The sequence below is a fragment of the Bacillus sp. FSL K6-0138 genome (assembly GCF_037982765.1).
Taxonomy (GTDB): domain Bacteria; phylum Bacillota; class Bacilli; order Bacillales; family Bacillaceae; genus Bacillus; species Bacillus glycinifermentans.
On sequence record NZ_CP150286.1, the window covers coordinates 1,995,250 to 2,018,231 of the forward strand.

Genomic DNA, 22,982 nt, shown 5'->3' on the forward strand with positions numbered 1-22,982 from the left:
GAGGAAGATGTCATGAAAACAACGGGAAAACAAACATGGGTGTTCCAAAACCCGCTGTTTGTCAATTCAAGCGGCACAGCGGTCGGTCCAAAGGAAAAGCAGGGACCTTTAGGACATTTATTTGATCAGACATACGATGACATGCACTGCAATCAAAAAAATTGGGAAATGGCCGAGCGCAAGCTGATGGAGGATGCAATCGAATCAGCATTGACTAAACAAAACCTGAAAAAAGATGACATCGACATCTTTTTGGCAGGGGACCTGCTCAACCAAAATGTGACCGCCAACTTTGTGGCAAGGCATTTGAAGCTTCCGTTTCTTTGTTTATTTGGGGCTTGCTCCACTTCAATGGAAGCGATTGCGCTCGGTTCGGCGCTGATTGACGGCGGCTTTGCAAAACGGGCCCTTGCAGCGACGAGCAGCCACAATGCAACGGCTGAACGGCAATTTCGCTACCCGACGGAATACGGCGGGCAAAAGCCCGGCACTTCAACCTCTACCGTAACAGGAAGCGGAGCGGTGGTGCTCAGCCAAAATCCGGGCGGGATCAAAATCACGAGCGCGACCATCGGAAAGGTCATCGATTTTGGTATCACAGATTCACAGGACATGGGATCAGCGATGGCACCCGCTGCCGCCGATACGATCAAACAGCATCTCGAGGATCTCGGGCGTACGCCGGATGACTATGATTTGATCCTTACCGGCGATCTTTCCGGTGTCGGAAGCCCGATTGTAAGGGATCTGTTAAAAGAAGAAGGGATTCGTGTCGGCACAAAGCACAATGACTGCGGGCTGATGATCTATACGCCCGATCAGCAGGTGTTTGCCGGAGGAAGCGGATGCGCCTGCTCGGCTGTCGTCACCTTCGCCCATATTTTTAAAGAAATTGAAGCGGGAAGATTAAACAGGGTGCTTGTCGTGGCCACGGGTGCACTCCTGAGCCCGACCGTTGTTCAGCAGAAGGAATCGATTCCGTGCATCGCGCACGGCGTCGTATTCGAACGGGCCGAAGGGGGGAACGCGTAATGGAATACATCATCGCGTTTATCGTCGGCGGCTTGATTTGCATAGTCGGACAGCTTCTGCTCGATGTATGCAAAATGACACCGGCGCATGTTATGTCAACCTTTGTCGTAGCGGGAGCGATCCTGGACGGATTCGGCATTTATGACCGGCTCATCGAGTTTGCCGGGGCGGGGGCGACCGTGCCGATCGTCAGCTTCGGGCATTCCCTGTTGCACGGCGCGATGCACCAGGCTAAAGAGCACGGTTTTATCGGAATCGGAATGGGGATATTTGAGCTGACGTCCGCCGGTATATCTGCCGCCATTTTATTCGCTTTTCTCGTGGCTGTGATTTTTAAACCGAAAGGATAAGGAACAATGACAGCAAAACGCAAAGTCATTTTGGTAACAGACGGCGATATCTATGCTGCAAAATCGATTGAATATGCGGCAAAGCAGATCGGCGGCCGCTCGATTTCCCAGTCGATGGGAAACCCGAGCGTGAAAACGGGTCCCGAGCTCGTATCGATGATTCTTGAAACACCGCATGATCCCGTGTTCGTAATGTTTGACGATTCCGGCCTCCAAGGGGAGGGGCCTGGAGAGACGGCGATGAAGTATGTGGCTGCACATCCTGATATTGAGGTGCTCGGCGTCATCGCCGTCGCTTCGAAAACCCACTACGCGGAGTGGACAAAAGTAGATGTGTCGATTGATGCGGAAGGGGAGCTGACAGAGTTTGGAGTTGACAAGTACGGAGTCAGAGAATTTGACGTCAAACGGATGAGCGGAGATACGGTCTACTGCCTTGACCAGCTTGATGTTCCTATCGTCGTCGGAATCGGCGATATCGGAAAAATGGGCAGAAAAGACGATGTAAAAAAAGGGTCGCCGATCACAATGAAGGCGGTCGAGCTCATTTTAGAAAGGAGCGGGTATGATGAGTGCACAGGAAAAAGAGAAGACAAGAGTATTCCATGATCCTTCTAAGAATGAGTCATTTTTCAAACAGCGGGTCGGGATGGGGGAAAGCTTTGATCTCGGAGTCAGGAAGGTGTTTGTCCTCGACCGGGAAATCCAGATTTACTATGTAAACGGATTGTGTGATACGCAGTACATCATTCACCTGCTGAGGGAACTGGTTCATTTGAACGATTCGGAAAAAGAATCAGGCGAAGCAGAAGAAATCGTTGAAAACAGGCTGCTGAACCAACAGGTATCAAAAGCGAAAACGCTTGATGAAGCAGTCGATCAAGTACTGTCAGGATTGGTCGCCATCATCGTCGAGGATGCGGGCTTTGCTTTTATCGTCGATGTCAGAAGCTATCCCGGAAGGACGCCGGAAGAGCCTGACACAGAAAGAGTCGTACGCGGAGCAAGAGACGGACTCGTCGAAAGCATTATCGTCAACACAGCCTTGATCAGACGGAGAATCAGGGACGAACGGCTCAGGTATAAAATGCTCCATATCGGAGAACGCTCAAAAACCGATATTTGCCTTTGCTATCTGGAAGATGTGGCAGACCCGGACCTTGTCAACGTATTAAAAAAAGAAATCGAAAATGTGCAAGTCGACGGTTTGCCGATGTCTGACAAATCGGTTGAAGAATTCATCGTCGGGCAGGGCTTCAACCCTTTTCCTCTCGTCAGGTATACGGAAAGAGCCGATGTCGCTGCAAGCCACATTTTAGAAGGGCATATCATTATTATTGTTGACACGTCACCGAGCGTCATCATTACGCCGACCACGCTGTTTCACCATGTCCAGCATGCTGAGGAATACAGGCAAACGCCGGCGGTTGGAACGTTTTTAAGATGGGTGCGCTTCTTCGGCATATTTGTATCGACTTTTTTGCTGCCGCTGTGGCTGCTGTTTGTCATCGATCAATCGCTTTTGCCCGACAATTTAAAGTATATCGGTTTAAATAAGGATTCCCACATCCCGATTATTATGCAGATTTTTTTAGCTGATCTCGGGGTCGAATTTTTAAGAATGGCCGCCATCCATACGCCGACGCCGCTTTCGACAGCCATGGGTTTGATCGCCGCCGTCTTAATCGGGGATATCGCGATCAATGTCGGCCTGTTTTCTCCTGAAGTCATTTTATACGTCTCGCTGTCTGCCATCGGGACATATACGACACCAAGCTATGAGCTAAGCTTGGCGAACAAAATGGTGAAGCTCTTTATGCTCATATTGGTGGCGCTGTTTAAAGTGGAAGGGTTTGTCATAGGCTTTACGATCTTAACGATTATCATGGTCTCGATCCGTTCTTTGGAGACGCCGTATCTTTGGCCGTTTCTCCCGTTTAACGGCAAAGCGTTTTGGAACGTTCTCGTGCGTACTTCTGTTCCGGGAGCCAAAATCAGACCGAGCATCGTTCACCCGAAAAACAGGGTCAGACAGTGAGTCGGCTCTTTCGAGGCTTATCAAGCCTCTTTTTCTTGTTTACGGGTGATAACCGTATCTCTGCGTGTAAGGCTGCATTCCTCTGTATTCATTAGCCGATATGGCAACGGCACGCAAGCTGCATACATTGTTCGGCCTTCTGATCGGATAGGCGATATACAGCATTTCCCGGCCGTACGGGTCAATGGCTGATGAATGCAGGAAAACTTCAGTTCCTCTGCGCCAGTATCTTGTATTCGCCGGAGCCGTAATGATTTGCCCTTCGAACGGCTCATAAATTCTATAGTCATACGCGCCGGCATCATAAGAATGGTCCGTAACATCAGAAGGTGTATAAGGATAAAAATCTTGATACATGCGAAAACCCTCTTTTCATCGTTTTTCTTGGCTTTATTATTATGTATATATGCAGGTTAATGCCCAGCCGTATAGGCAAAGCCCCAGGTAAGCCGCTTTTATTTTTTCATGTGCAGGAATGTTGCTGATGCCTATTTCTATCAATTGCGGTTTTCTGTTATGCTATAAAAAATAGAGGTTGACTGCAGATTCACTGACAAATGTAAATTAAGAAAATTTGAACAAAATGATGGTTTAGATTTTTGGACGAAATGTTATAATACACAATAAGAAATTGCAATACATTAAGCGAAAAAGATGTATCGGGCAGTGATCCGGACTGTCCCTTCCACTTTTGTAGATAGAGAAAGAGGGAATGACAATTGTTTTTACACGGTACAAGCAGACAAAATGAAAACGGACATCTCGAAATCGGAGGTGTCGATGTTCTATCATTGGCAGAAAGATATGGAACTCCCCTTTACGTATATGACGTCGCTTTAATACGGGAACGCGCCAGAAAGTTCCAGGAAGCCTTCAGGGATGCCGATTTGAAGGCGCAAGTCGCATATGCAAGCAAAGCGTTCTCTTCGGTTGCGATGATTCAGCTGGCCGAAGAAGAGGGGCTGTCATTGGACGTTGTATCAGGGGGGGAGCTTTTTACAGCGATCAAAGCGGGGTTCCCTCCAGAACGGATTCATTTTCATGGAAACAACAAAAGTCCGGAAGAACTGCAGATGGCGCTTGACCATAAAATCGGCTGCATTGTGCTGGATAATTTCCATGAGATTTCGATCACGGAGGAGCTCTGTAAGCATGCGGGACAAACTGTGGACGTTTTGCTCAGAATCACCCCCGGTGTCGAGGCGCATACGCACGATTATATTACGACGGGGCAGGAAGATTCGAAATTCGGCTTTGACCTGCATAACGGACAGGTGGAACAAGCGATTGAGCGGGTTCTTCAGTCACCTGCTTTCCATTTGCTCGGCGTGCACTGCCACATCGGTTCGCAAATTTTTGATACCGCGGGATTTGTTCTTGCGGCCGACAAAATTTTTGAAAAGCTTGCGGAATGGAGAGACGCCTATTCTTATACTCCGAAGGTGCTGAACCTCGGGGGCGGCTTCGGCATCCGCTATACAAAAGAGGACGAACCGCTCGCAGCAGATCATTATGTCAAAAAAATCATTGAAGCGGTCAAAGCAAACGCCGAGCATTTCGGCTTTGACATGCCGGAAATCTGGATTGAACCCGGCAGATCGCTTGTCGGGGATGCCGGAACGACGCTTTATACGATCGGTTCGCAAAAACAAGTGCCCGGCATTCGCAAATATGTGGCGGTCGACGGGGGCATGAGCGACAATATCAGACCGGCGCTTTACGAAGCCAAGTACGAAGCAGCGCTGGCGAACAGAATGGATGCTGCCTGCGATGATACGGTATCTATAGCGGGGAAATGCTGTGAAAGCGGCGATATGCTCATATGGGATTTGCAAATTCCAAGAGCAAAAGACGGCGACGTTCTGGCCGTATTCTGTACAGGCGCTTACGGCTACAGCATGGCCAACAACTACAACCGCATCCCGCGCCCGGCCGTCGTGTTTGTCGAAGACGGTGAAGCGCAGCTTGTCATTCAGCGGGAGTCATATGAGGATTTGGTCAAACTTGATTTGCCGCTGAAATCCAAAGTGAAACAACCGTAGTAAGATCACAAAAGCTTGCAGGGGACTGTTCCCTGCAAGCTTTTTTATGATGGCCGTTTTTTGCGGTGCTGGAACTCTTTTTTTCATATAAAAAAGCTGCCGAGATCAGTAGTCTCGGGCAGCAAGGATTTTATTTATGAACAAACTGTTCCGCTTGTTGCATTCACTTTTACTGTATGTTCTTTTTGCTTATGATCTTCAATCTTAATGATATAAATATACCGGCCGCTTTCTTTTTTCAGCTCGGATGATGTAACTGTGCCTTTACACGTTTTTAACGCGACAGATTGAGCCTTCTCTTTTGTAATAGCAGCTTGCTTTTTCTGTATGACATGATTCACCGCTTTGCCGCTCTTACAGTTTACTTTTACAGTATGCGCATTGCCGTCTTGTCCGAGGATGTTGACGATATAAACATAAACTCCGTTTTCTTTTTTCAGCTTAGAAGATGTAACGATTCCTTTGCATTTCTTTAATGCGACAGAATGAGCCTTCTCTTTCGTAATGGAGACTTGTTTTTTCTGTGTTTCTTGTTTGACGACTTTGCCGCTCTCACTGTTTATTTTTACAGTATGCACATTGCCGTCTTGTCCGTGGATGCTGACGATGTAAACATAAACCCCGTTTTCTTTTTTCAGCTTAGAAGATGTAACGGTCCCTTTATATTTCTTTAAAGCGATAGAATGAGCTTTCGTTTTCGTAATGGCGACCTGCTTCTTTTGGATTTGCTGTTTGACGACTTTGCCGCTTTCGCCGCTTACTTTGACAGTATGCGCATTGCCGTCATCCCCGAGAATGGTGATCGTGTAGACGTACACTGTTCCTTCTTTCTGCAGTTTAGTGGAAGTGACCGTTCCTTTGCACTTTTTCAAAGCCGTTTTTTGCGCCGTTGCTTTTGAGACGGACACCTGCTCCGCTTTCACTTCGATTTTTGAATGTGTATCGCTTTGCTGAACAACGGCGGCATGAGCTGACGTTAATGAACTGAGTGAAATGATTGTCCCTAAAGCAGCTCCTGATAAAACTTTTGTTACATGATTCATGGTGATTCCTCCTTTAGATGTACTGTTGGCCTGCCAACAAAACCGATTGTACAGGCTCAAGCTAAAGCCGCATGAGGATTAGCTGAAAAATTGCTGAATTCAGTTATTTTTCAGAAGATATTCAGCTCATTTCAAGATAGGAGCGAATAATAGGATGTAGATAGACAAAAAATGAAGCATAGATTTATGCCCATGAAGGAGAGAAAACGAATGAATAAACTTGAAGGCATCAAGATTTTGCTTGTCGATGATGAACAGGCGATCATTGAATTTTTGACATTGGGGCTTGAAAACGAAGGATTCGAAGTGATGTCGGCAAAAGACGGCATGACAGGGATCAACTTGGCGAAATCGTTTCAGCCTCATGTGGCAGTACTTGATGTCATGATGCCGGGAATGGATGGATTTGAAGTATCCAGAATGTTAAAAAAAATGGGGAATACCGCCGTTATTATGTTGACGGCAAAAGAGGAGGTTGACAACCGGGTAAAAGCGCTGACCGAAGGGGCGGATGATTATATGGTGAAGCCATTCAGCTTTGAGGAGCTGCTTGCCCGGATCCGTGCAAGAATCCGCAATCATTTTCCTCATTTATTGGAAGAGGTGGCGATCGGCCCCTTTCGAATTGACGACAGCCGCAAGGAAATCCGCTTCCACGAGGAAGTGCTGAAGCTTTCTGCAACCGAATACGAACTGCTGAAATTTCTCATTTTTAACCATGGGATTGTCTTGAGCAAGGCGAGAATATTGGACAAAGTATGGGGCTACGATTTTTACGGCGAGGAAAACATTGTTGAAGTCTATGTCCGTTCATTAAGAGAAAAGCTGAAAGATAAAGAACACGCTTTAATTCGCACGATTCGCGGAGCGGGCTACAGGTTGGACATCTGATGAAAAAGCGGAAGATTTTTCGGTTTCAGACGCTGCGTTTTCAGCTGCTGTTCCGTTCCTTATGCATGCTCAGCCTGCTGCTCATTTTAATCGGGACGATTCAATACGTTTTTGTGAAAAAGTCAGCGTATGATAACAAATCGATGAGCATTCAGGGGCTCATCAGCTCTGTCAGCGCTGATTTCTGGGTTAAGAGCGCCCAAAGTCCAAAGGATTTCAGCATGTTTTATCCCGGTGTAACCATCGCTTTTATCAAACAGGACGGAGAACTGACCGTTCTATCGGAAGACATGCACTCAGGCTCGCCCCCTGTCTTAACACGGGAGTATCAAGAGGTTATCAATAGAAACTATAATCCGCATTTTACAATCGCAGAAAATCGTAACGGAAATGAAGAGCTTGTCGTGCTTCAGCCGATCATATTAAAAGGAAAGCTCGAAGGCATCGTGCAAATGAGCACAGAAACGGCTCCGATGAAAGAGGGGATTTTTCAGCAAATGGTGTTTTTTGCGATTATTTCAATTTCCGCTCTTCTATTGGGAGTGTTCACTTTTTATCCGATCATTAAGCATACGCTTAAGCCTTTATCAACCATTGTCGACCTGATGGGAGAAATCAATGCCGGCAATTTAAACAGACGATTGCCACTTTACAAAAACCAGCACGAAATTCATGACCTGGCCAATTCTTTCAATGGCATGCTGGAAAGAATCGAAACGTCGTTCAGAGTCGAAAAAGAGGCGAAAGAACAGATGCGCCGCTTTGTTTCAGATGCTTCACACGAACTGCGTACGCCCCTTACGTCGATACATGGATTCCTGGAAATTATGCTTCGCGGTGCGGTGTCAAAGCCTGAGCAAGTTGAACGCGCGTTAAAAAGCATGTTTGAAGAATCCAAACGGGCCAATCATCTCGTTCAGGATTTGCTCTTCCTCGCCAAACTCGACCGGCTTCCGGGTTTCCATATGGAGAAAGGATCCCTTGCCTCGGTCATTTCCAGCATGGAATCCCAGCTCAGGCTGCTTGTAAAAGACAGAAAACTGGAATTTTCCATAGAAACCGAAGGTGAAGCTGTATTTGACAAAGATAAAATGAAACAGGTCATCCTTAATCTTTGCCAAAACGCCGTCCAGCATACGGATCCGGAGAAGGGCTTCATCAAACTGACGCTAAAGAGCGAAGATCAAAACCTGGTGCTTGCGGTTGAGGATAACGGAACGGGAATTGAGGAAAAACATCTCCCGCACTTGTTTGAAAGGTTCTACAGAGCTGAAGCATCGCGTTCGCGAAAATACGGAGGAGCAGGCCTCGGGCTTGCAATCACAAAATCGATCGTTGACGCTCATCAAGGATCGATAGAAGTGAAGAGCAAACCGGGAAAGAGAACGGTTTTTCAAATCCGTATGCCGAAAGAAAACAGCACTTCCTGACTTAGGAAGTGTTTTTTTATGAAAAAAGAACAGGTTCTGTATAGAACAGCATACAGGATAATTGTATATAATATTGGGAATTTAACAAAAATTTAACAAAGGAGATGGTTCAGCTTATGATTCAAAAGAAGCAAAATGCTGTGCATTCCGAAGTAGAGGCGGGGTAGATGGAACCGACCAAAGTATCCCTATCCCGCCGCATGCTCCAATGCCTGAAGCAATGTGTTGATTGTAACACAGCAAACCTCTTTACAGCAATAAACAGTTTTGTGATTATTTCCTTAATTTCTTCTGTGATTTTGATCCCGTCTTTTGCACTGGCTCATGACGGAGGGCCGACTGTGTTCTCCGACGATAAATATGCAAATTTCGAGGAATTAAAACAAAATGAAGATCCTTCAGTATACCGAATCGCGACAAAGCAAGCAGGCAGCACAATGCTGATCATGGCCATTCACGGCGGCGGAATCGAGCCTGGAACAAGCGAAATTGCAAATGAACTCTCGCGCAAGTATTCCATGTATTTGTTTGAAGGATTGAAATTATCGGGGAATTCAAGCCTGCATATTACGAGTACCCATTTTGATGAACCGGCGGCGCTTGAGATGGCCGCCGGGCATCAGTATATTTTGTCGCTTCACGGATACTATGCTGAAGACCGCAATATCAAAGTGGGCGGCACAGACCGCAATAAAATGAGCAAATTGGTTGATAAATTGCATCAAGCAGGCTTTGCCGCCGAAATGCTTGAGCCAGGCGACAAATATGCGGGAACGAGCCCAGATAATATTGCCAACAAATCGATAACAGGTTTAAGCATTCAGCTCGAAATGAGCACAGGTTTTCGAAAGTCTCTGTTTGATACGTTTACGTTAAAGGACAGAGCCTTGACGCAAAATGAGGATTTTTACCGGTTTACAGAGGTTCTGTCGCGTTTTATCGAGGACAATTACGAACCCCTTCACGCCTGACGCCCGCCAATGAAGAAAACACCCCCTTATGAAAGGAGGTGTTTTCCGTGTTCATTACCCGTTTGATTCTGTTGTTCCGCCTCCGGTAAATATGGAAACGATCGCGTTCCAGAGGGAGACAAAGAAATCGATCACTTTTTGAATGAAGTTTTTGCCTTCATCAGAGTTGATGAAGTTTGCAATTTTGTCTTTCGCTTTGTCGAGCTGGTCTCCAACCTGATTCCAGTCAATTTTGATGTTTTTCATGTTGTCGAATAAAGAGATAAGCGACTGCTTTTGGTCGTTCGTCAGTGTTACGTTTAATTCGGAAGCGGCCTGATCAATCTTTTTCTCCAATTCGTCCTGGGATTGCGGGACGCCGTTTTTCGCGATATCTTCTTTGACTTTTGCCATTAACGCTGATGCGTTTTCATCGCCGATTTTTTGGCCGAGCTTGGACGTGGTGACAAGCTCTTCATTGGCGACCTTTTTGACGTCGTCCGGAATTTTTTGATCAGATGATGTCTCATAAGCTTTCATTAACCCGGTCAGCGCAGCCGTTCCGGATACTTTAAACGGAGCGGTCACGTAGACTTTTGCATCCTTGACTCCGGCCGTCATCAGCGCGTTTAAATACATTTCATCCGTAATCTTGCTGATATTGTTTGTTTTGACTTCCAAACCGCTGCCTTCTTTTGCGACTGTAATCGATGAAGAAGAAATCGCTCTCGTTCCGATATCTGCTTTTGGTATATAATCTCCTAAATATTTATGCTCCTCAGCATTCGTCACCTCAATAATTGTCGCATTTTCAGGCGCATTCATTTCGTTCAGCACTTTTTGTCTGTCTTGAGCTGACAAGTCTTTACCGAGTGTAATGATCACGTCTCCAACTGCGGAGTCAGCATAACTGATCTGCGGCATAATAAGCAGAAACAATGCTGTGCAAATTCCAAGTATTGATTTTTTCAAGCTGTATGCCCTCCTTAAAAATGCAGGCTTCAGGCAGAAGATTGCTGTTCGTTTTGGGGAGAAGCCTGCCGGAACGATACCTATATTCGCGATTCGTTCCGTCAATATAGACGGATGAAAAGAGCGGGAGGTTTCAATTAAAATTTGCCTTTTTAATAGATTGAGAGTCCTGGTTTTGCTCGCAAAATCATATAAGCACTTTATGTTCCTTTTGAAGTTGGCTCAGTGATTCCCTTCTATGCTATAATGAGCCTTGTGAAAACGAAAGGAGAGAATCATGATGGCTAAAAAAGGATACATACAATTAACAAACGGCAAAAAAATCGAGTTTGAATTATATCCGGAGGCAGCGCCAGGCACTGTCGCCAACTTTGAAAAACTTGCGAACGAGGGCTTCTATGACGGCCTGAAATTCCACCGGGTCATCCCGGGCTTCGTCAGCCAAGGCGGCTGCCCGTACGGTAACGGAACAGGCGGACCGGGCTATACGATCAAATGCGAAACAGAAGGGAATCCCCATAAACACGAAGCCGGTTCTCTCTCTATGGCACATGCCGGAAAAGATACGGGCGGCAGCCAATTCTTTATCGTGCACGAACCGCAGCCTCACTTAAACGGCGTTCACACCGTTTTCGGAAAAGTCACCTCCGGCTTTGAAGCGGTCACTTCAATGGAGCAGGGGCAAGGAATGGAAAAAGTCGAAGTATTTGATGCATAAGGTAAGAAACAGTCCGCAGGTTGCGGGCTGTTTTTTTTTGCTGATGAACGGCGGATTCTCAAGTTGCTTTGACAAATTAGGCTGCCACCCTCTCCGAATCGATTTTGATCAGCCACGCAAATAAAAACAATTCTTATCAAAAAAACAATTGTAAAAAAATGTCCCTTTATGTAAAATATATTCATCGATGCGCTGCATAAAGAACGTCAACTTGCTAAAGGAAAGGGGCGGAAGGATTGGCTGTAAAAATTCCATCGGCGTCAGTAGGGGTTAAAATCAATGATTGGTATAATGCGATACGCAAATTCAATGTAACGGACGCGGAAATGCTCAAGGCAGAAATTGAGCGCGACATATTCCGTATGGAAGAAGATCAGGATTTATTATTGTATTACGCCTTAATGGAATTCAGACATAGAATCATGCTTGACTATATTAGACCTCTGGAAGAAGAAAAAGTTCCGCCTGATTTTTCTGAAATATTAAAAGATATCGAAGATAAACAAGGCAAGCTGACTGGCTTGCTTGAATATTATTTTAACTTTTTCAGAGGGATGTACGAATATAATAACCATGACTATATTAAAGCGATCTCTTTTTACAGGCGTGCAGAAAAGAAGCTCCGTCATGTGGAAGACGAAATCGAGAGAGCGGAATTTCATTTTAAAATGGCTGAAATCTTTTATCATATGAAGCAAAGCCATGTGTCAATGAACTATGCGCTCCAGGCCATTGAAACGTATCAGGCGCATGAGACTTACAAGGTGCGGAGAATTCAGTGTGAATTTGTGATTGCCGGGAACTACGACGATTTGGAGTCGAGCGAAAAAGCATTGCCGCATCTTGAAAATGCCCTGAAGCTTGTCCGGGAAGAAAGCCAGCGGATTTTAGAAGGACATACCTTTTACAATTTGGGGAATTGCTATTACAAGATGGGGAAAGCAGATCAAGCAGCTGAATACTTTCACAAGGCTGTTGTGATTTATAAGGAAGAGACTTCTGATACTCTCACAAAAGCATGTTTCAGTCTTGCCCTTGCGTATTTTAAGCTAAAGCAAAACGAACAGGCTCATGATATTTTTAACGAAGGCTTTAAAATCGCTCAACAATCAAATGATGCGATATATATATCAAAATATCATTTCTTACAAGCTTTATATATAAATGAAGACGGCATGGATTCACTATCGGAGACTTTTCAGCTGCTAGAGTCAAGAAAAATGTATCCGGACATAGAAGACCTGGCTTTAGAAGCGGCTGAATACTATAATGAAATTGGGCTCTTGAGCGATTCGGTTTATTTCTATCAAATCGTATTCAACGCCCGCAAACAAATCAAAAAAGGGGACTGGTCGTATGAAGTCTAAGCTGTTGTTAACCGCCGCTGCTTCAGTCATTGGATTGTCTTTAACAAGTCTTGCGCTACCGGCAAAGACAGAAGATGTGAGCACGGCAGAAAGAAATGTGACATCTAATACATCCCCGGTTCAAATCGCAGAAAGAAACGTAACATCGAAACCATCCGCCCCGGTTCAAACAGCGGAAAGAAACGTAACATCAAAACCATCTGCACCGATTCATACCGCAGAAAGAAATGTGACATAAAGGCATTTGAGAGGAAAAAACGGCAGTGCTTCGCAGGCGGAGCACTGCTTTTTTGCTTTCAGTTATGACATGAATAATATATGAAGAATGAGAACATCATAAAGTTACTATAAGATCAAGGAGGAAAGAAAATGCCATTAGTACCTTATGATCCATTTAAACATTTGAATAGCGTCAGAAGGGAATTTGATCGGGTTTTTGCGGATTTTCCGGCGACTTTCGGAGGGGAACACGGCTTTGGAGAAATTCGGGTAGACGTGCACGAAACCGAAAGTGAAATCGTAGCTTCCTGCGACATTCCCGGACTCGAAAGCAAGGAAGATGTTCATATTGATGTCGAAAACAATATGCTGCATATCAGCGGCTCAGTAAACAGATCAAACGAAGTAAAAGAGGAAAACATCCACAGGAAAGAACGGTTTGTCGGACGTTTTCACAGGTCGGTCACACTTCCGGGGCCGGTTTCGACTGAAGGAATCAAAGCGTCCTATAAAAACGGGGTGCTGGAAGTACGAATGCCGAAAGACATGAAGGAGCAGAAAAAAAGAATAGATGTCGAATTTCATTAAGATGAGGTCCCTCAAGTGGAGTGACCCCTGTCAAGTAGACAGCTTTTAAAAAGGTACTAGGCAGCCTGAGTCCTGTATTGATAGGGGCTCAGGTTGTTTAATTTCTTTTGGAACCGTTGATGGTTGTAGAAACGAATGTATTTACATACAGCGTCCTTAACTGCTTCAGCTGTTTTGAACGAATATAAGTAAATGCATTCCGTTTTAAAGTGGCTAAAGAAATTTTCCATACATGCATTGTCCCAGCAGTTACCTTTTCTGGACATACTGGCTTTCATCTGATATTTTTTAATTAGGTTGTTATATAAGCGGGATGTATATTGGAACCCCTGATCGCTATGCAGGAGAACTCCCTTTACATTCCGTTTTTTCTTTGCCTTCTTAAGGGTGTCTACCACAAGCTTCAAATCATTCCTTCGACTGACTTGGTAAGCAACAATTTCATTATTGTACAAGTCTTTAATGGCGGACAAATACAGTTTTTGACCGTTAAACATTAAATAGGTAATATCCGTTACCCATTTTTGATTAGGCGCGGAAGCCGTAAAATCTCTGTTCAGATGGTTGTCTGACATGACATATGCTTCCTTCTTTCCGTAATATGGTTTCTTCTTTCGGATGACTGCCGGATCCCCAATTTATTCATAAGGCGTTGAATACGTTTGTGGTTAATATGTAATCCATATGTTTTTTTCAACCATATCTGTACTCTCCGGTATCCGTAAATCCCCCTATGTTTTTTATGACACTCCATGATTCTTTTTTTCATACTCTCGTCCTTTAACTGCTTTTCAGAAGGCGTTTTTTGTCTTTTTAGCCACTTGTAATAACCACTTTTAGATACTCCAGCTATCTGACATAATAATTGAATAGAACTATTCCCCGCAGACATTTCTTTGATAACTTCAAACTTCTTGCGTGTTGGTACCTCATCCATTCCCCCTTTTACATCTTTAAGAGCTTTTTTAGCATTTCCACCTCTGCTTCAAGGCGTTTGATTTTAGATTCAGGATCTTCAAGTCGTTTTTTTGGTCTGCCCTTGCCAGATCCTGTTGCTTTTCCTCGTTTTTCTTCCAATCCCTTCATTCCCTCGGCCTCATAATACTTCACCCAACGAGCTACCATTGATTTAGATATTCCTAATTCTTTAGCAACCGTCTTGAAACCCATCCCATCTTTCATGTGTAAATCGACTGCTTTTTTCTTGAAAGTCACATCGTATGTTTTCATGATTTCTCCCATAAAAAATCCCCTCCATAGTAGACAGATTAATATCCTTTCTTTTTTCTGTCTACTATGAGGGGATCATATCAAAGTCAGGGATCTTTTTTATTTTTTGAAACAAATAACCGAAACACTCGTATATTGTTAGAAGAAACCGTATGATGTGTATGTATAGATCAAAACGAAAAGTGAGAAACGATACAGGTTTTTGGTTTCGATTAAATCACTAGGTCTTTTGACATGTTTGGATGCCGGGAAAAGGAGGCCGTTTCTGATGAATAAGAAAAGATCTTGAAAAGATTGCCGGCAGTCTTCAAAAAAGGAACTGTTCTATACACAGCGGGAATTAAGCCGTTTATTTTCGTTATTTGATTGGAAATTATATCGTCTTTTTGTCGTGATTTTCATCTTGTTTCACCATGCGCCCCTGAAAACAGAATGTATATTCGTAGGTTATTAGGAGTATTTCGAGGGAAAATGAAACGATTCGGCTTCATTTTGCGTTATACTTAAAAACTACGTATTTTTCCGTCTGAAACGAATATGTTTTGATTTCATCAATTGAAGGGGAAAAACATATAGATAGTTCAGAACGTGTTCTGGAGGTTTTGACCATGGGGAAAATAAGAGTCAAGCTTACAATCCTGCTTATTTTGGCGGCTGTCCTGGCAGGAGGCTTTTATTATTTAAAAAACGGAAGCATGAAAGATGTTTCGACGGCGCTCAGCCAAACGGTTTCGTCTGAAGAAAAAAACTATACCGTTTACGAATATAAAATCACTAAGATCGATGGAACGGAGTATCAAGGAATTTCGGATAACGGCACAAAAATTATCTTCAATTCGAAAAATCTTGATCAAAATCTGTCCGACATTAAAGAAGGAGACAAAGTAAAGGCTTACTTCAGCAATGCCAACAGAATCGACGGGTTGATCAGAGTCGTCAAAGTCACAAATTAACTCCCCTTGCCGCAAGGGGAGTTTTTATTTTGCAGAGCTGTTTTCATTGCAATTTGAATTTTCTGTGGCTATAATACGCATAAGGACAAGAAAATATCGATTGTATCCTTCGGGGCTGGGTGGAAATCCCGACCGGCGGTAGTAAAGCGATGACGCTTTAGAGCCCGTGACCCGCTTTTGCTTACATGCAGGCGGTGGATTCAGTGAAAAGCTGAAGCCGACAGTGAAAGTCTGGATGGGAGAAGGATGAAGAAAACTATGTAAAAAAACTGTACCGCATAGTTTTATTTCTCATGCATGAAAATCAGACCCCGGAACGAATATTCCGGGGTTTTTTGTGTGAAGCTAAAAAGAAGGGAGGGAATACGATGACGGATGAGCACTATATGAATCTCGCATTAGAGCTTGCAAAGCAGGGCGAGGGCCAGACGCGCGCAAATCCGCTGGTAGGAGCGGTCGTCGTCAAAGACGGACAGATCGTCGGAATGGGCGCCCATTTAAAATACGGTGAAGCGCATGCCGAGGTGCATGCCATTCAAATGGCGGGCCGGCATGCCGAGGGAGCGGTGATATACGTCACGCTTGAACCGTGCAGCCATTACGGGAAAACGCCGCCTTGTGCTGAGCTGATTATTCGCTCAGGTTTGAAGAGAGCAGTTGTTGCAGCCGAAGACCCGAATCCCCTTGTATCGGGAAGGGGAATCAGCATGCTTAAAGAAGCGGGGATCGAAGTCACAACAGGCGTTCTCAAAGAACAGGCGGAAGAGTTGAATGAAAAATTCATGCATTTTATGCGGACGGGAATGCCGTATGTCACCCTGAAAGCCGCGGTTAGCCTCGACGGCAAAACAGCCACGGCCACCGGTGACAGCAAATGGATCACCTCAGAAGAAGCCAGGCTGGATGCACACGCGTACCGGAAAAATCATCAAAGCATTTTAGTCGGCGTAGGCACCATCAAAGCGGATGACCCGAGTCTGACATGCCGCCTGCCCGGTACGGCACATCAGCCGGTCCGTGTAATCCTTGACACGAATTTGACGATCCCGCCTGCAGCGAAAGTCATTCATGACAAAGCAGCGCCTACTTGGATTTATGCAGGCGCCAATGCCGATCCCGAAACCGTCCGGTCTCTGGAAGACAAAGGCGTTCGGGTCACTGTGCTGGACACGGAGACGATTTCCGTGCGTGATGTGCTTTTGCACCTGGCGGAAAACGGCATCACGTCGGTGTATGTCGAAGGAGGATCAACCGTTCACGCAAGCTTTGTCAAAGAAAGGCTTTATCAAGAAATCATCTTCTATCTTGCCCCGAAATTAATCGGAGGGCTCTCTTCTCCCAGCGCCATCTCCGGTGAAGGCTTTCAATCGATGAAAGATGTCCCCTTATTACGATTCACATCCATAACCAAAATCGGCCGGGATTTGAAACTTTCGGCAAAACCTTTAACAGAATAGGGTGGTGACCCATGTTTACAGGCATCATTGAAGAAATCGGAACCATCAAAGACATGAGAAAGACCGGAAACGCCATGTCTTTAGTCATTGCATCGAGGAAGGTGACCGAGGATGTCAAGCTTGGTGACAGCATTGCGGTCAACGGAGTCTGCCTGACCGTCACCGGCTACAAAAAAGATCAGTTCACAGCAGATGTCATGCTTGAAACGCTGAAAGCAACATCGCTCGGCGCTTTAAAAATCGGAAGCTCCGTCAATCTTGAAAGAGCCATGGCGGCAAACGGCCGCTTCGGCGGGCATATGGTGTCTGGGCATGTTGACGGCACAGCTTCCATCGTAAGGATAGAAAAAGCGGAAAACTCCATATACTATGATTTAAAACTGGACCCCGCGCTTGCCAAAATGCTCGTTTTGAAAGGCTCAATCGCAGTTGACGGCGTAAGTTTGACGATATTCGGATTAACGGACGATGAGGTTACGGTTTCGCTCATTCCGCATACGCTCGACGAAACGATTTTTTCCGAAAAAAAGGTCGGGAGCATCGTCAATGTTGAGTGCGACATGATCGGCAAATACATCTACCGGTTTCTCCATCGGACAAATGAAGAAAAACAGACGAAAATAATCACCGAAACGTTTTTAAAGGAAAACGGGTTTTAAACGAAAGGAGGAGCGGCTTATGTTTCATACAATTGATGAGGCCATACACGATCTGAAACAGGGTAAAGTCATCATCGTCGTCGATGATGAAGACAGAGAGAATGAAGGCGATTTCGTCGCGCTGGCTGAATACGCGACACCGGAGGTAATCAACTTTATGGCGACTTGCGGCAGAGGGTTGATCTGTGCGCCGCTCAATGAAGAGATCGCTTCAAGGCTCGATCTGCATCCGATGGTGGACGAGAATACCGACTCCCACCACACCGCTTTTACGGTCAGCGTCGATCACCGCGATACAAAGACGGGAATCAGCGCCCAGGAACGGTCATTGACCGTAAAAGCCCTTATCGACAGACACGGGCGTCCCGAAGATTTTAAAAGACCCGGCCATATCTTCCCGCTGATTGCGAAAAAAGGCGGGGTATTAAAAAGAGCGGGGCACACGGAAGCAGCGGTCGACCTTGCCGAGGCATGCGGTTCCGTACCGGCAGGCGTCATTTGTGAAATCATGAATGAAGACGGGACGATGGCAAGGGTTCCCGAATTGAAAAAAATCGCCGATCAGCACGGCTTGAAAATGATTACGATTAAAGATTTAATCAAGTACCGCTATAGCAGGGGAACGCTGATCAACCGCGAAGTAAGCATTACGCTTCCGTCCGATTTCGGGACGTTCAAGGTGTTCGGCTACACGAACGACATCGATCAAAAAGAGCATATCGCCCTTGTAAAAGGCGATGTCCCGTTTGACGATGAGCCGGTGACAGTCCGCGTTCATTCAGAGTGCCTGACAGGCGATGTGTTCGGTTCGCACCGCTGTGACTGCGGTCCGCAGCTTGCCGCAGCGCTTTCGCAAATTGAAAAGGAAGGGCGCGGCGTGCTCGTTTACTTAAGACAGGAAGGGCGAGGCATCGGCCTGATCAATAAGCTGAAGGCGTACAAGCTTCAGGAAGAAGGATACGACACGGTCCAGGCGAACGAACAGCTCGGTTTTCTGCCCGATTTAAGAAATTACGGAATCGGCGCCCAAATTCTGAGGGATCTCGGCGTGAAAAACATGAAGCTTTTGACGAACAACCCGAGAAAAATCGCAGGGCTTGAAGGATACGGCTTGACGATTGCTGACAGAATACCGTTGCAGATGGAAATGAAGAAAGATAACGAAAACTATTTGAAAACGAAAAAAACAAAATTAGGGCATTTGCTTCATTTTTAATATAAAAACATTCACAAAAAAGGACGGGATTCATATGAATAAAATTGAAGGCCATGTAATTGGAACAGATTTGAAAATCGGTATCGTTGTTTCAAGATTCAATGATTTTATTACGAGCAAACTGTTAAGCGGGGCGGAAGATACGCTGATAAGACACGGGGTTAAATCAGAGGACATTGATGTTGCTTGGGTTCCCGGCGCATTTGAGATTCCATTGATCGCAAAAAAAATGGCTGAAACGAAAAAGTACGACGCCGTGATCACGCTTGGAACGGTGATCAGAGGTGCGACAAGTCATTATGATTATGTGTGCAACGAAGCGGCAAAGGGAATTGCGCAGAGCAGCATGTCAACGGGCGTTCCGGTGATCTTCGGCGTGCTGACGACAGATACGATCGAACAGGCTGTTGAACGGGCTGGAACAAAAGCCGGAAACAAGGGTGCCGAAGCCGCCGCAGCGGCGATTGAGATGGCGAACCTGACCCGGTCGCTTCATTAATTCCCGAAAAAGAGTTTAAAAAGGTTATAAAAATGTTTATAATGTGATGTGAAGCGACCAGCCTTCGTTAAGATCCACATTTTGATATATTGAGGGGTATTTATGTTAATTCGTTATAAAAAGTCATTCGAAAAGATTGCGATGGGTCTCCTTTCGTTCATGCCGAATGAGAAGGACGTCAAGCAGCTTCAGCAGACAATGAAAGACTATGAAACGGACACTGACAGACAGCTGTTCCTCTGGAAGGAAGACGAGGACATTGTCGGCTGTGTAGGGGTTGAAAAAAAAGATGAAGAAGTTGAAATCAAGCATATCAGTGTCAATCCGTCTCACCGTCACCAAGGAATCGGCAAAAAGATGGTTTCCGCCCTTTCACAAATGTTTGAACCTAAACCGCTGGTTCCGAATGAATTAACAAAAGGATTCTTTAAACGCTGTCAGGATCACGAAAATGAAGACATCACATATAACAAATGAGCAGAGGCGATTCATTAGCCTCTGCTCTTTTTTCGCCGTGCGATTTCCTTCTCCCTTTCAGCAAACACTTCTGTCCGGTCTCTCAGCCTGTGTTTATGAATTAGGAAATCATCCGTCATTCGGCTGTTTTGCCCCCAATGATAGGATTTCCGCTCGCACTCTCTCAGGCAGGCTTCGATCAGCGCTTCATCTGTGATGGGGAGCATGATGCTTTCGTAAGGCGAATGTGCTTCTATATGCTGAAGAGTCTCCCGCAGAAGGCTGACCAAGCGCTCATGATCTAAGCCGAGAGACTCGACTGCAGCTTTTTCGGCTTCAAGAATACGGAGGCTGTTTGCCATCAGCCTCTCCGCTCCTGTGAAATTGTTTCTCCGCTGATGATAGAGGGCGACGGCAAGCTGAATCAAGCCGACCCAATATATTTTCCGTTTTCCCGGAGGATCCTTTTTCCAATGCTCCTCCAAAATTTCATGGCACTCAAAATAATCCCTCGCGCCATGAAACTCGGTTAAGTAATCGATATAGCTTTCAGGATACATCTGACATCCTCCTTTTACCCTTCCATTCAAGTGTATCACAGAGAAGAGACGGAGGAAAAATCACGCCTGCACCCCGGCAGATGAAAAGCATGAGCGAATGGAATTAACAGATCCAGGCGCTCCAACAGAATGACAATCAAAGCGAATCTTCCGCCGCAGGCGTTGGCTCCCATGCTGTTTTCTTCTATTCCATCAACGATTTTACACGGTTATTCTATGTGTGTTTATCTCAATCTGTATAGACAAAAGCCGTCGTTTCTTAAATTATATTGGACTTCATGCAGACGCGTAATTTATACTTAAGGGTAGCCAGTTTGAAGCCGGCTTAGAAGCGATTTGAAAATGGTGAGAAATGATCATGGAATATCAGGTGAAGATCGAGGCGTTTGAAGGACCTTTAGATTTGCTTTTGCACTTAATCAACCGGCTCGAAATCGACATATATGACATACCTGTTGCGAAGATAACCGAGCAATATTTATTATATGTGCACACGATGCGCGAGCTTGAGCTTGACGTGGCAAGCGAGTATTTGGTGATGGCCGCCACTCTTCTCAGCATTAAAAGCCGGATGCTTCTCCCGAAACAGGAGGAGGAACTGTTTGATGAAGAGATGATGCTGGAAGAAGAAGAGGATCCGAGAGACGAATTAATCGAAAAATTGATAGAGTATAGAAAATATAAAAGCGCTGCACAGACTTTAAAAGAGCGCGAAGAGGAGAGGCAAAAATCGTTTGCCAAACCGCCGAGCGATTTAAGCGAATACGCCAAGGAAGTTAAATTAAGCGAACAGAAGCTCTCTGTTACGGTATACGACATGCTCGGCGCGTTTCAAAAGGTGCTGAACCGAAAAAAAATCAGCCGTCCTTCGGAAACGAGAATTTCCAGGCAGGAGATTCCGATCGAAGAACGGATGACCCAGATTGTCGAATGCTTGAAATCGTCGGGGAAAAGAATGCACTTTATGGAATTGTTCCCTTACGAACAAAAACAGCATTTGGTGGTGACATTTTTAGCGATTTTGGAGCTGATGAAAAATCAGCTGATCATTATTGAACAGGAACGCAATTTTTCCGATATTTACATAACAGGGAGTGAAGCGATTCATGACGCTTGATATCGTGAATTGGAAGGCTATCGTCGAGGCTTTGCTGTATGCGGCGGGAGACGAGGGCCTCACCAAAAAACAGCTGCTGTCCGTGTTGGAGGTTGATGAAACCGAACTTCGGGATATCATGCTGGACGTCAAAGAAAGCTACGAAAAAGAAGACAGAGGCATAGAGCTTGTCGAATACGCAGATACGTACATGCTTTCGACAAAAAAAGACTTTGCCGTCTATTTAAAAAAATTGATCGAAGCTCCGTCAAAAGGACTTTCCCAGGCAGCCCTCGAGGTGCTGGCGATCGTTTCCTACAAACAGCCGATTACACGAGCCGAAATAGAAGACATCAGAGGAGTCAAATCAGAACGGATTCTCCAAAGTCTTGTCGCAAAAGCGCTTTTGTGCGAAGTCGGACGTGCGGATGGTCCCGGCCGGGCGATTTTATACGGAACGACCGAGACGTTTCTTGAGCAGTTTGGCTTAAAAGCGATCGAGGAGCTTCCGCCTCTGCCTGAAAACGTCGAAGAAGACGGGGTTCAGGAGGAAGCCGATTTGTTTTTTGAGAATTTCAATCAAACGTTTGAAGATATAAAATAGATTCACGTTATGTCCGAAGTATGATAATATATATTATCGTATTTTTTATGTTTATTTGAATACGATTGTAACAAAGCAATGAGGGGAAGGTTGCCGACAACAATGGAACATTCAATGGCAAGAGCCCAAACCGAACAGGCGCAAAAATTTTTATCACAGGCCGTTCAGGCGTTGAGCGCATTTTTAAATGATACAACGCTCGCATCATTGGAAAAGGAAGAGCCGGGGCGAGGTGATTATTACCGCGAGATCCTCAGCAATTTAAGGAGGCTTTCGGTTTACTGTGAAGAAGGGCTTGAGGCCTGCCGCATCAGGCTGCAGCAGGAGCCTTTTCAGGATGCTGCTGCCGAAAGGATGCTCTATCAGATTTATCATCGATGCATAGAAGAATTTTTTACGCCGAAAAAAGATACGTGGTACGAAGACTCTAGAGCAGCGTATACGGGGAAAAACGCCATTCGCTTTCGCGAACCGGCACCAGCCTCATTAAAGAATTTGATGGCTTCTCTTGAAACCGGATATCAATCGATGAGAGAAGAATTGGAATACTACGGGACGGACTATCGGATGAAAATGGTTCAATCCAGATAAAAAGAAACTCTCCCTTTGCGG

At 45.3% G+C, this 22,982-nt stretch carries 28 protein-coding genes and 1 riboswitch; of the genes, 21 read left to right on the top strand and 7 right to left on the bottom strand.

Annotated features, from left to right (window positions below; genetic code table 11):
• Nucleotides 1–12: 12 nt before the first annotated feature.
• The 4 genes from spoVAD to MHB78_RS10535 are packed head-to-tail and all read left to right on the top strand — an operon-like array spanning nucleotide 13 to nucleotide 3,420.
• Nucleotides 13–1,032, top strand: coding sequence for a stage V sporulation protein AD (gene spoVAD / locus MHB78_RS10520; protein WP_046129808.1), 1,020 nt, complete (start codon nucleotides 13–15; stop codon nucleotides 1,030–1,032).
• Entirely contained in the window at nucleotides 1,032–1,382 is a 351-nt protein-coding gene (spoVAE, locus tag MHB78_RS10525; protein ID WP_046129809.1) for a stage V sporulation protein AE, read from the top strand. The genes spoVAD and spoVAE overlap by 1 nt, the downstream gene beginning before the upstream one ends.
• 6 nt (nucleotides 1,383–1,388) lie before the next feature.
• Nucleotides 1,389–1,991 carry a stage V sporulation protein AE gene (locus tag MHB78_RS10530; RefSeq protein ID WP_046129810.1) on the top strand — a complete coding sequence of 201 codons (603 nt, stop codon included), beginning with the start codon at nucleotides 1,389–1,391 and terminating at the stop codon, nucleotides 1,989–1,991.
• Complete coding sequence (locus MHB78_RS10535) at nucleotides 1,951–3,420, top strand: spore germination protein (RefSeq protein ID WP_046129811.1); 1,470 nt, start codon at nucleotides 1,951–1,953, stop codon at nucleotides 3,418–3,420. The genes MHB78_RS10530 and MHB78_RS10535 overlap by 41 nt, the downstream gene beginning before the upstream one ends.
• Nucleotides 3,421–3,459: 39 nt before the next feature.
• Here the strand turns inward: MHB78_RS10535 and MHB78_RS10540 are convergent, their stop codons facing one another.
• Nucleotides 3,460–3,777, bottom strand: coding sequence for a hypothetical protein (locus MHB78_RS10540; RefSeq protein ID WP_046129812.1), 318 nt, complete (start codon nucleotides 3,775–3,777; stop codon nucleotides 3,460–3,462).
• Between the two features lie 362 nt (nucleotides 3,778–4,139).
• Here MHB78_RS10540 and lysA point away from each other — a divergent pair, with 362 nt between their 5' ends.
• Nucleotides 4,140–5,462, top strand: a complete 1,323-nt coding sequence (lysA, locus tag MHB78_RS10545) for a diaminopimelate decarboxylase (protein WP_046129813.1) — start codon at nucleotides 4,140–4,142, stop codon at nucleotides 5,460–5,462.
• 134 nt (nucleotides 5,463–5,596) lie between these two features.
• On the opposite strand, the gene MHB78_RS10550 is transcribed toward lysA, so the two are convergent.
• Nucleotides 5,597–6,505 (bottom strand): PepSY domain-containing protein, encoded by a 909-nt coding sequence (locus tag MHB78_RS10550; protein WP_046129814.1) that lies wholly within the window; start codon nucleotides 6,503–6,505, stop codon nucleotides 5,597–5,599.
• Nucleotides 6,506–6,715: 210 nt separating this feature from the next.
• Here MHB78_RS10550 and MHB78_RS10555 point away from each other — a divergent pair, with 210 nt between their 5' ends.
• From MHB78_RS10555 to MHB78_RS10565, 3 genes are all read left to right on the top strand, one after another.
• A complete protein-coding gene (locus MHB78_RS10555) occupies nucleotides 6,716–7,396 on the top strand; it encodes a response regulator transcription factor (protein WP_046129815.1) in 681 nt (226 codons plus the stop codon).
• The gene (locus tag MHB78_RS10560; RefSeq protein ID WP_046129816.1) at nucleotides 7,396–8,826 is read left to right on the top strand and encodes a HAMP domain-containing sensor histidine kinase; all 1,431 of its coding nucleotides are present in this window, start codon (nucleotides 7,396–7,398) and stop codon (nucleotides 8,824–8,826) included. The genes MHB78_RS10555 and MHB78_RS10560 overlap by 1 nt, the downstream gene beginning before the upstream one ends.
• Nucleotides 8,827–8,993: 167 nt before the next feature.
• The gene (locus MHB78_RS10565) at nucleotides 8,994–9,797 is read left to right on the top strand and encodes a poly-gamma-glutamate hydrolase family protein (protein WP_046129817.1); all 804 of its coding nucleotides are present in this window, start codon (nucleotides 8,994–8,996) and stop codon (nucleotides 9,795–9,797) included.
• Between the two features lie 54 nt (nucleotides 9,798–9,851).
• Here the strand turns inward: MHB78_RS10565 and MHB78_RS10570 are convergent, their stop codons facing one another.
• A complete protein-coding gene (locus MHB78_RS10570) occupies nucleotides 9,852–10,748 on the bottom strand; it encodes a DUF1002 domain-containing protein (protein ID WP_046129818.1) in 897 nt (298 codons plus the stop codon).
• Between the two features lie 280 nt (nucleotides 10,749–11,028).
• On the opposite strand from MHB78_RS10570, the gene MHB78_RS10575 reads away from it, so the two are divergent.
• From MHB78_RS10575 to MHB78_RS10590, 4 genes are all read left to right on the top strand, one after another.
• On the top strand, nucleotides 11,029–11,466 hold the full coding sequence (locus tag MHB78_RS10575) for a peptidylprolyl isomerase (protein WP_046129819.1): 438 nt from the start codon (nucleotides 11,029–11,031) through the stop codon (nucleotides 11,464–11,466).
• A 236-nt stretch (nucleotides 11,467–11,702) separates the two neighbouring features.
• Nucleotides 11,703–12,833 (top strand): tetratricopeptide repeat protein, encoded by a 1,131-nt coding sequence (locus MHB78_RS10580; protein ID WP_046129820.1) that lies wholly within the window; start codon nucleotides 11,703–11,705, stop codon nucleotides 12,831–12,833.
• Entirely contained in the window at nucleotides 12,823–13,071 is a 249-nt protein-coding gene (locus tag MHB78_RS10585; protein WP_046129821.1) for a hypothetical protein, read from the top strand. The genes MHB78_RS10580 and MHB78_RS10585 overlap by 11 nt, the downstream gene beginning before the upstream one ends.
• Nucleotides 13,072–13,202: 131 nt before the next feature.
• Complete coding sequence (locus MHB78_RS10590; protein ID WP_128748174.1) at nucleotides 13,203–13,640, top strand: Hsp20/alpha crystallin family protein; 438 nt, start codon at nucleotides 13,203–13,205, stop codon at nucleotides 13,638–13,640.
• A gap of 56 nt (nucleotides 13,641–13,696) precedes the next feature.
• Here the strand turns inward: MHB78_RS10590 and MHB78_RS10595 are convergent, their stop codons facing one another.
• From MHB78_RS10595 to MHB78_RS10605, 3 genes are read right to left on the bottom strand one after another with little or no spacing between them, the layout of a single operon-like run.
• Entirely contained in the window at nucleotides 13,697–14,215 is a 519-nt protein-coding gene (locus tag MHB78_RS10595) for an IS3 family transposase (protein WP_099047055.1), read from the bottom strand.
• Complete coding sequence (locus tag MHB78_RS10600; protein ID WP_099047054.1) at nucleotides 14,197–14,577, bottom strand: IS3 family transposase; 381 nt, start codon at nucleotides 14,575–14,577, stop codon at nucleotides 14,197–14,199. Before MHB78_RS10600 ends, MHB78_RS10595 begins: the two co-directional genes overlap by 19 nt.
• Before the next feature lie 8 nt (nucleotides 14,578–14,585).
• The gene (locus tag MHB78_RS10605; protein WP_046129823.1) at nucleotides 14,586–14,882 is read right to left on the bottom strand and encodes a transposase; all 297 of its coding nucleotides are present in this window, start codon (nucleotides 14,880–14,882) and stop codon (nucleotides 14,586–14,588) included.
• A 596-nt stretch (nucleotides 14,883–15,478) separates the two neighbouring features.
• On the opposite strand from MHB78_RS10605, the gene MHB78_RS10610 reads away from it, so the two are divergent.
• The 6 genes from MHB78_RS10610 to MHB78_RS10635 all read left to right on the top strand — a co-directional run bounded on the left by MHB78_RS10610 (nucleotide 15,479) and on the right by MHB78_RS10635 (nucleotide 20,131).
• A complete protein-coding gene (locus MHB78_RS10610) occupies nucleotides 15,479–15,823 on the top strand; it encodes a hypothetical protein (RefSeq protein ID WP_046129824.1) in 345 nt (114 codons plus the stop codon).
• A 101-nt stretch (nucleotides 15,824–15,924) separates the two neighbouring features.
• A riboswitch (FMN riboswitch) is annotated at nucleotides 15,925–16,074 on the top strand.
• 117 nt (nucleotides 16,075–16,191) lie between these two features.
• Entirely contained in the window at nucleotides 16,192–17,280 is a 1,089-nt protein-coding gene (gene ribD / locus MHB78_RS10615; RefSeq protein WP_046129825.1) for a bifunctional diaminohydroxyphosphoribosylaminopyrimidine deaminase/5-amino-6-(5-phosphoribosylamino)uracil reductase RibD, read from the top strand.
• An 11-nt stretch (nucleotides 17,281–17,291) separates the two neighbouring features.
• Nucleotides 17,292–17,939 carry a riboflavin synthase gene (gene ribE, locus MHB78_RS10620; RefSeq protein ID WP_046129826.1) on the top strand — a complete coding sequence of 216 codons (648 nt, stop codon included), beginning with the start codon at nucleotides 17,292–17,294 and terminating at the stop codon, nucleotides 17,937–17,939.
• A gap of 19 nt (nucleotides 17,940–17,958) precedes the next feature.
• On the top strand, nucleotides 17,959–19,155 hold the full coding sequence (locus MHB78_RS10625) for a bifunctional 3,4-dihydroxy-2-butanone-4-phosphate synthase/GTP cyclohydrolase II (protein ID WP_046129827.1): 1,197 nt from the start codon (nucleotides 17,959–17,961) through the stop codon (nucleotides 19,153–19,155).
• Nucleotides 19,156–19,189: 34 nt separating this feature from the next.
• Nucleotides 19,190–19,654, top strand: coding sequence for a 6,7-dimethyl-8-ribityllumazine synthase (gene ribE, locus MHB78_RS10630; protein WP_046129828.1), 465 nt, complete (start codon nucleotides 19,190–19,192; stop codon nucleotides 19,652–19,654).
• Nucleotides 19,655–19,756: 102 nt separating this feature from the next.
• Nucleotides 19,757–20,131, top strand: a complete 375-nt coding sequence (locus MHB78_RS10635) for a GNAT family N-acetyltransferase (protein ID WP_046129829.1) — start codon at nucleotides 19,757–19,759, stop codon at nucleotides 20,129–20,131.
• Between the two features lie 14 nt (nucleotides 20,132–20,145).
• Here MHB78_RS10635 and MHB78_RS10640 read toward each other — a convergent pair whose 3' ends face one another.
• Complete coding sequence (locus MHB78_RS10640; protein WP_046129830.1) at nucleotides 20,146–20,670, bottom strand: DUF309 domain-containing protein; 525 nt, start codon at nucleotides 20,668–20,670, stop codon at nucleotides 20,146–20,148.
• Between the two features lie 355 nt (nucleotides 20,671–21,025).
• On the opposite strand from MHB78_RS10640, the gene MHB78_RS10645 reads away from it, so the two are divergent.
• The 3 genes from MHB78_RS10645 to MHB78_RS10655 all read left to right on the top strand — a co-directional run bounded on the left by MHB78_RS10645 (nucleotide 21,026) and on the right by MHB78_RS10655 (nucleotide 22,961).
• Nucleotides 21,026–21,787 carry a segregation/condensation protein A gene (locus MHB78_RS10645; RefSeq protein ID WP_099047110.1) on the top strand — a complete coding sequence of 254 codons (762 nt, stop codon included), beginning with the start codon at nucleotides 21,026–21,028 and terminating at the stop codon, nucleotides 21,785–21,787.
• Nucleotides 21,777–22,370, top strand: a complete 594-nt coding sequence (gene scpB, locus MHB78_RS10650) for an SMC-Scp complex subunit ScpB (protein WP_046129832.1) — start codon at nucleotides 21,777–21,779, stop codon at nucleotides 22,368–22,370. The genes MHB78_RS10645 and scpB overlap by 11 nt, the downstream gene beginning before the upstream one ends.
• Nucleotides 22,371–22,472: 102 nt before the next feature.
• Entirely contained in the window at nucleotides 22,473–22,961 is a 489-nt protein-coding gene (locus MHB78_RS10655) for a YpuI family protein (RefSeq protein WP_046129833.1), read from the top strand.
• Nucleotides 22,962–22,982 lie beyond the last annotated feature (21 nt).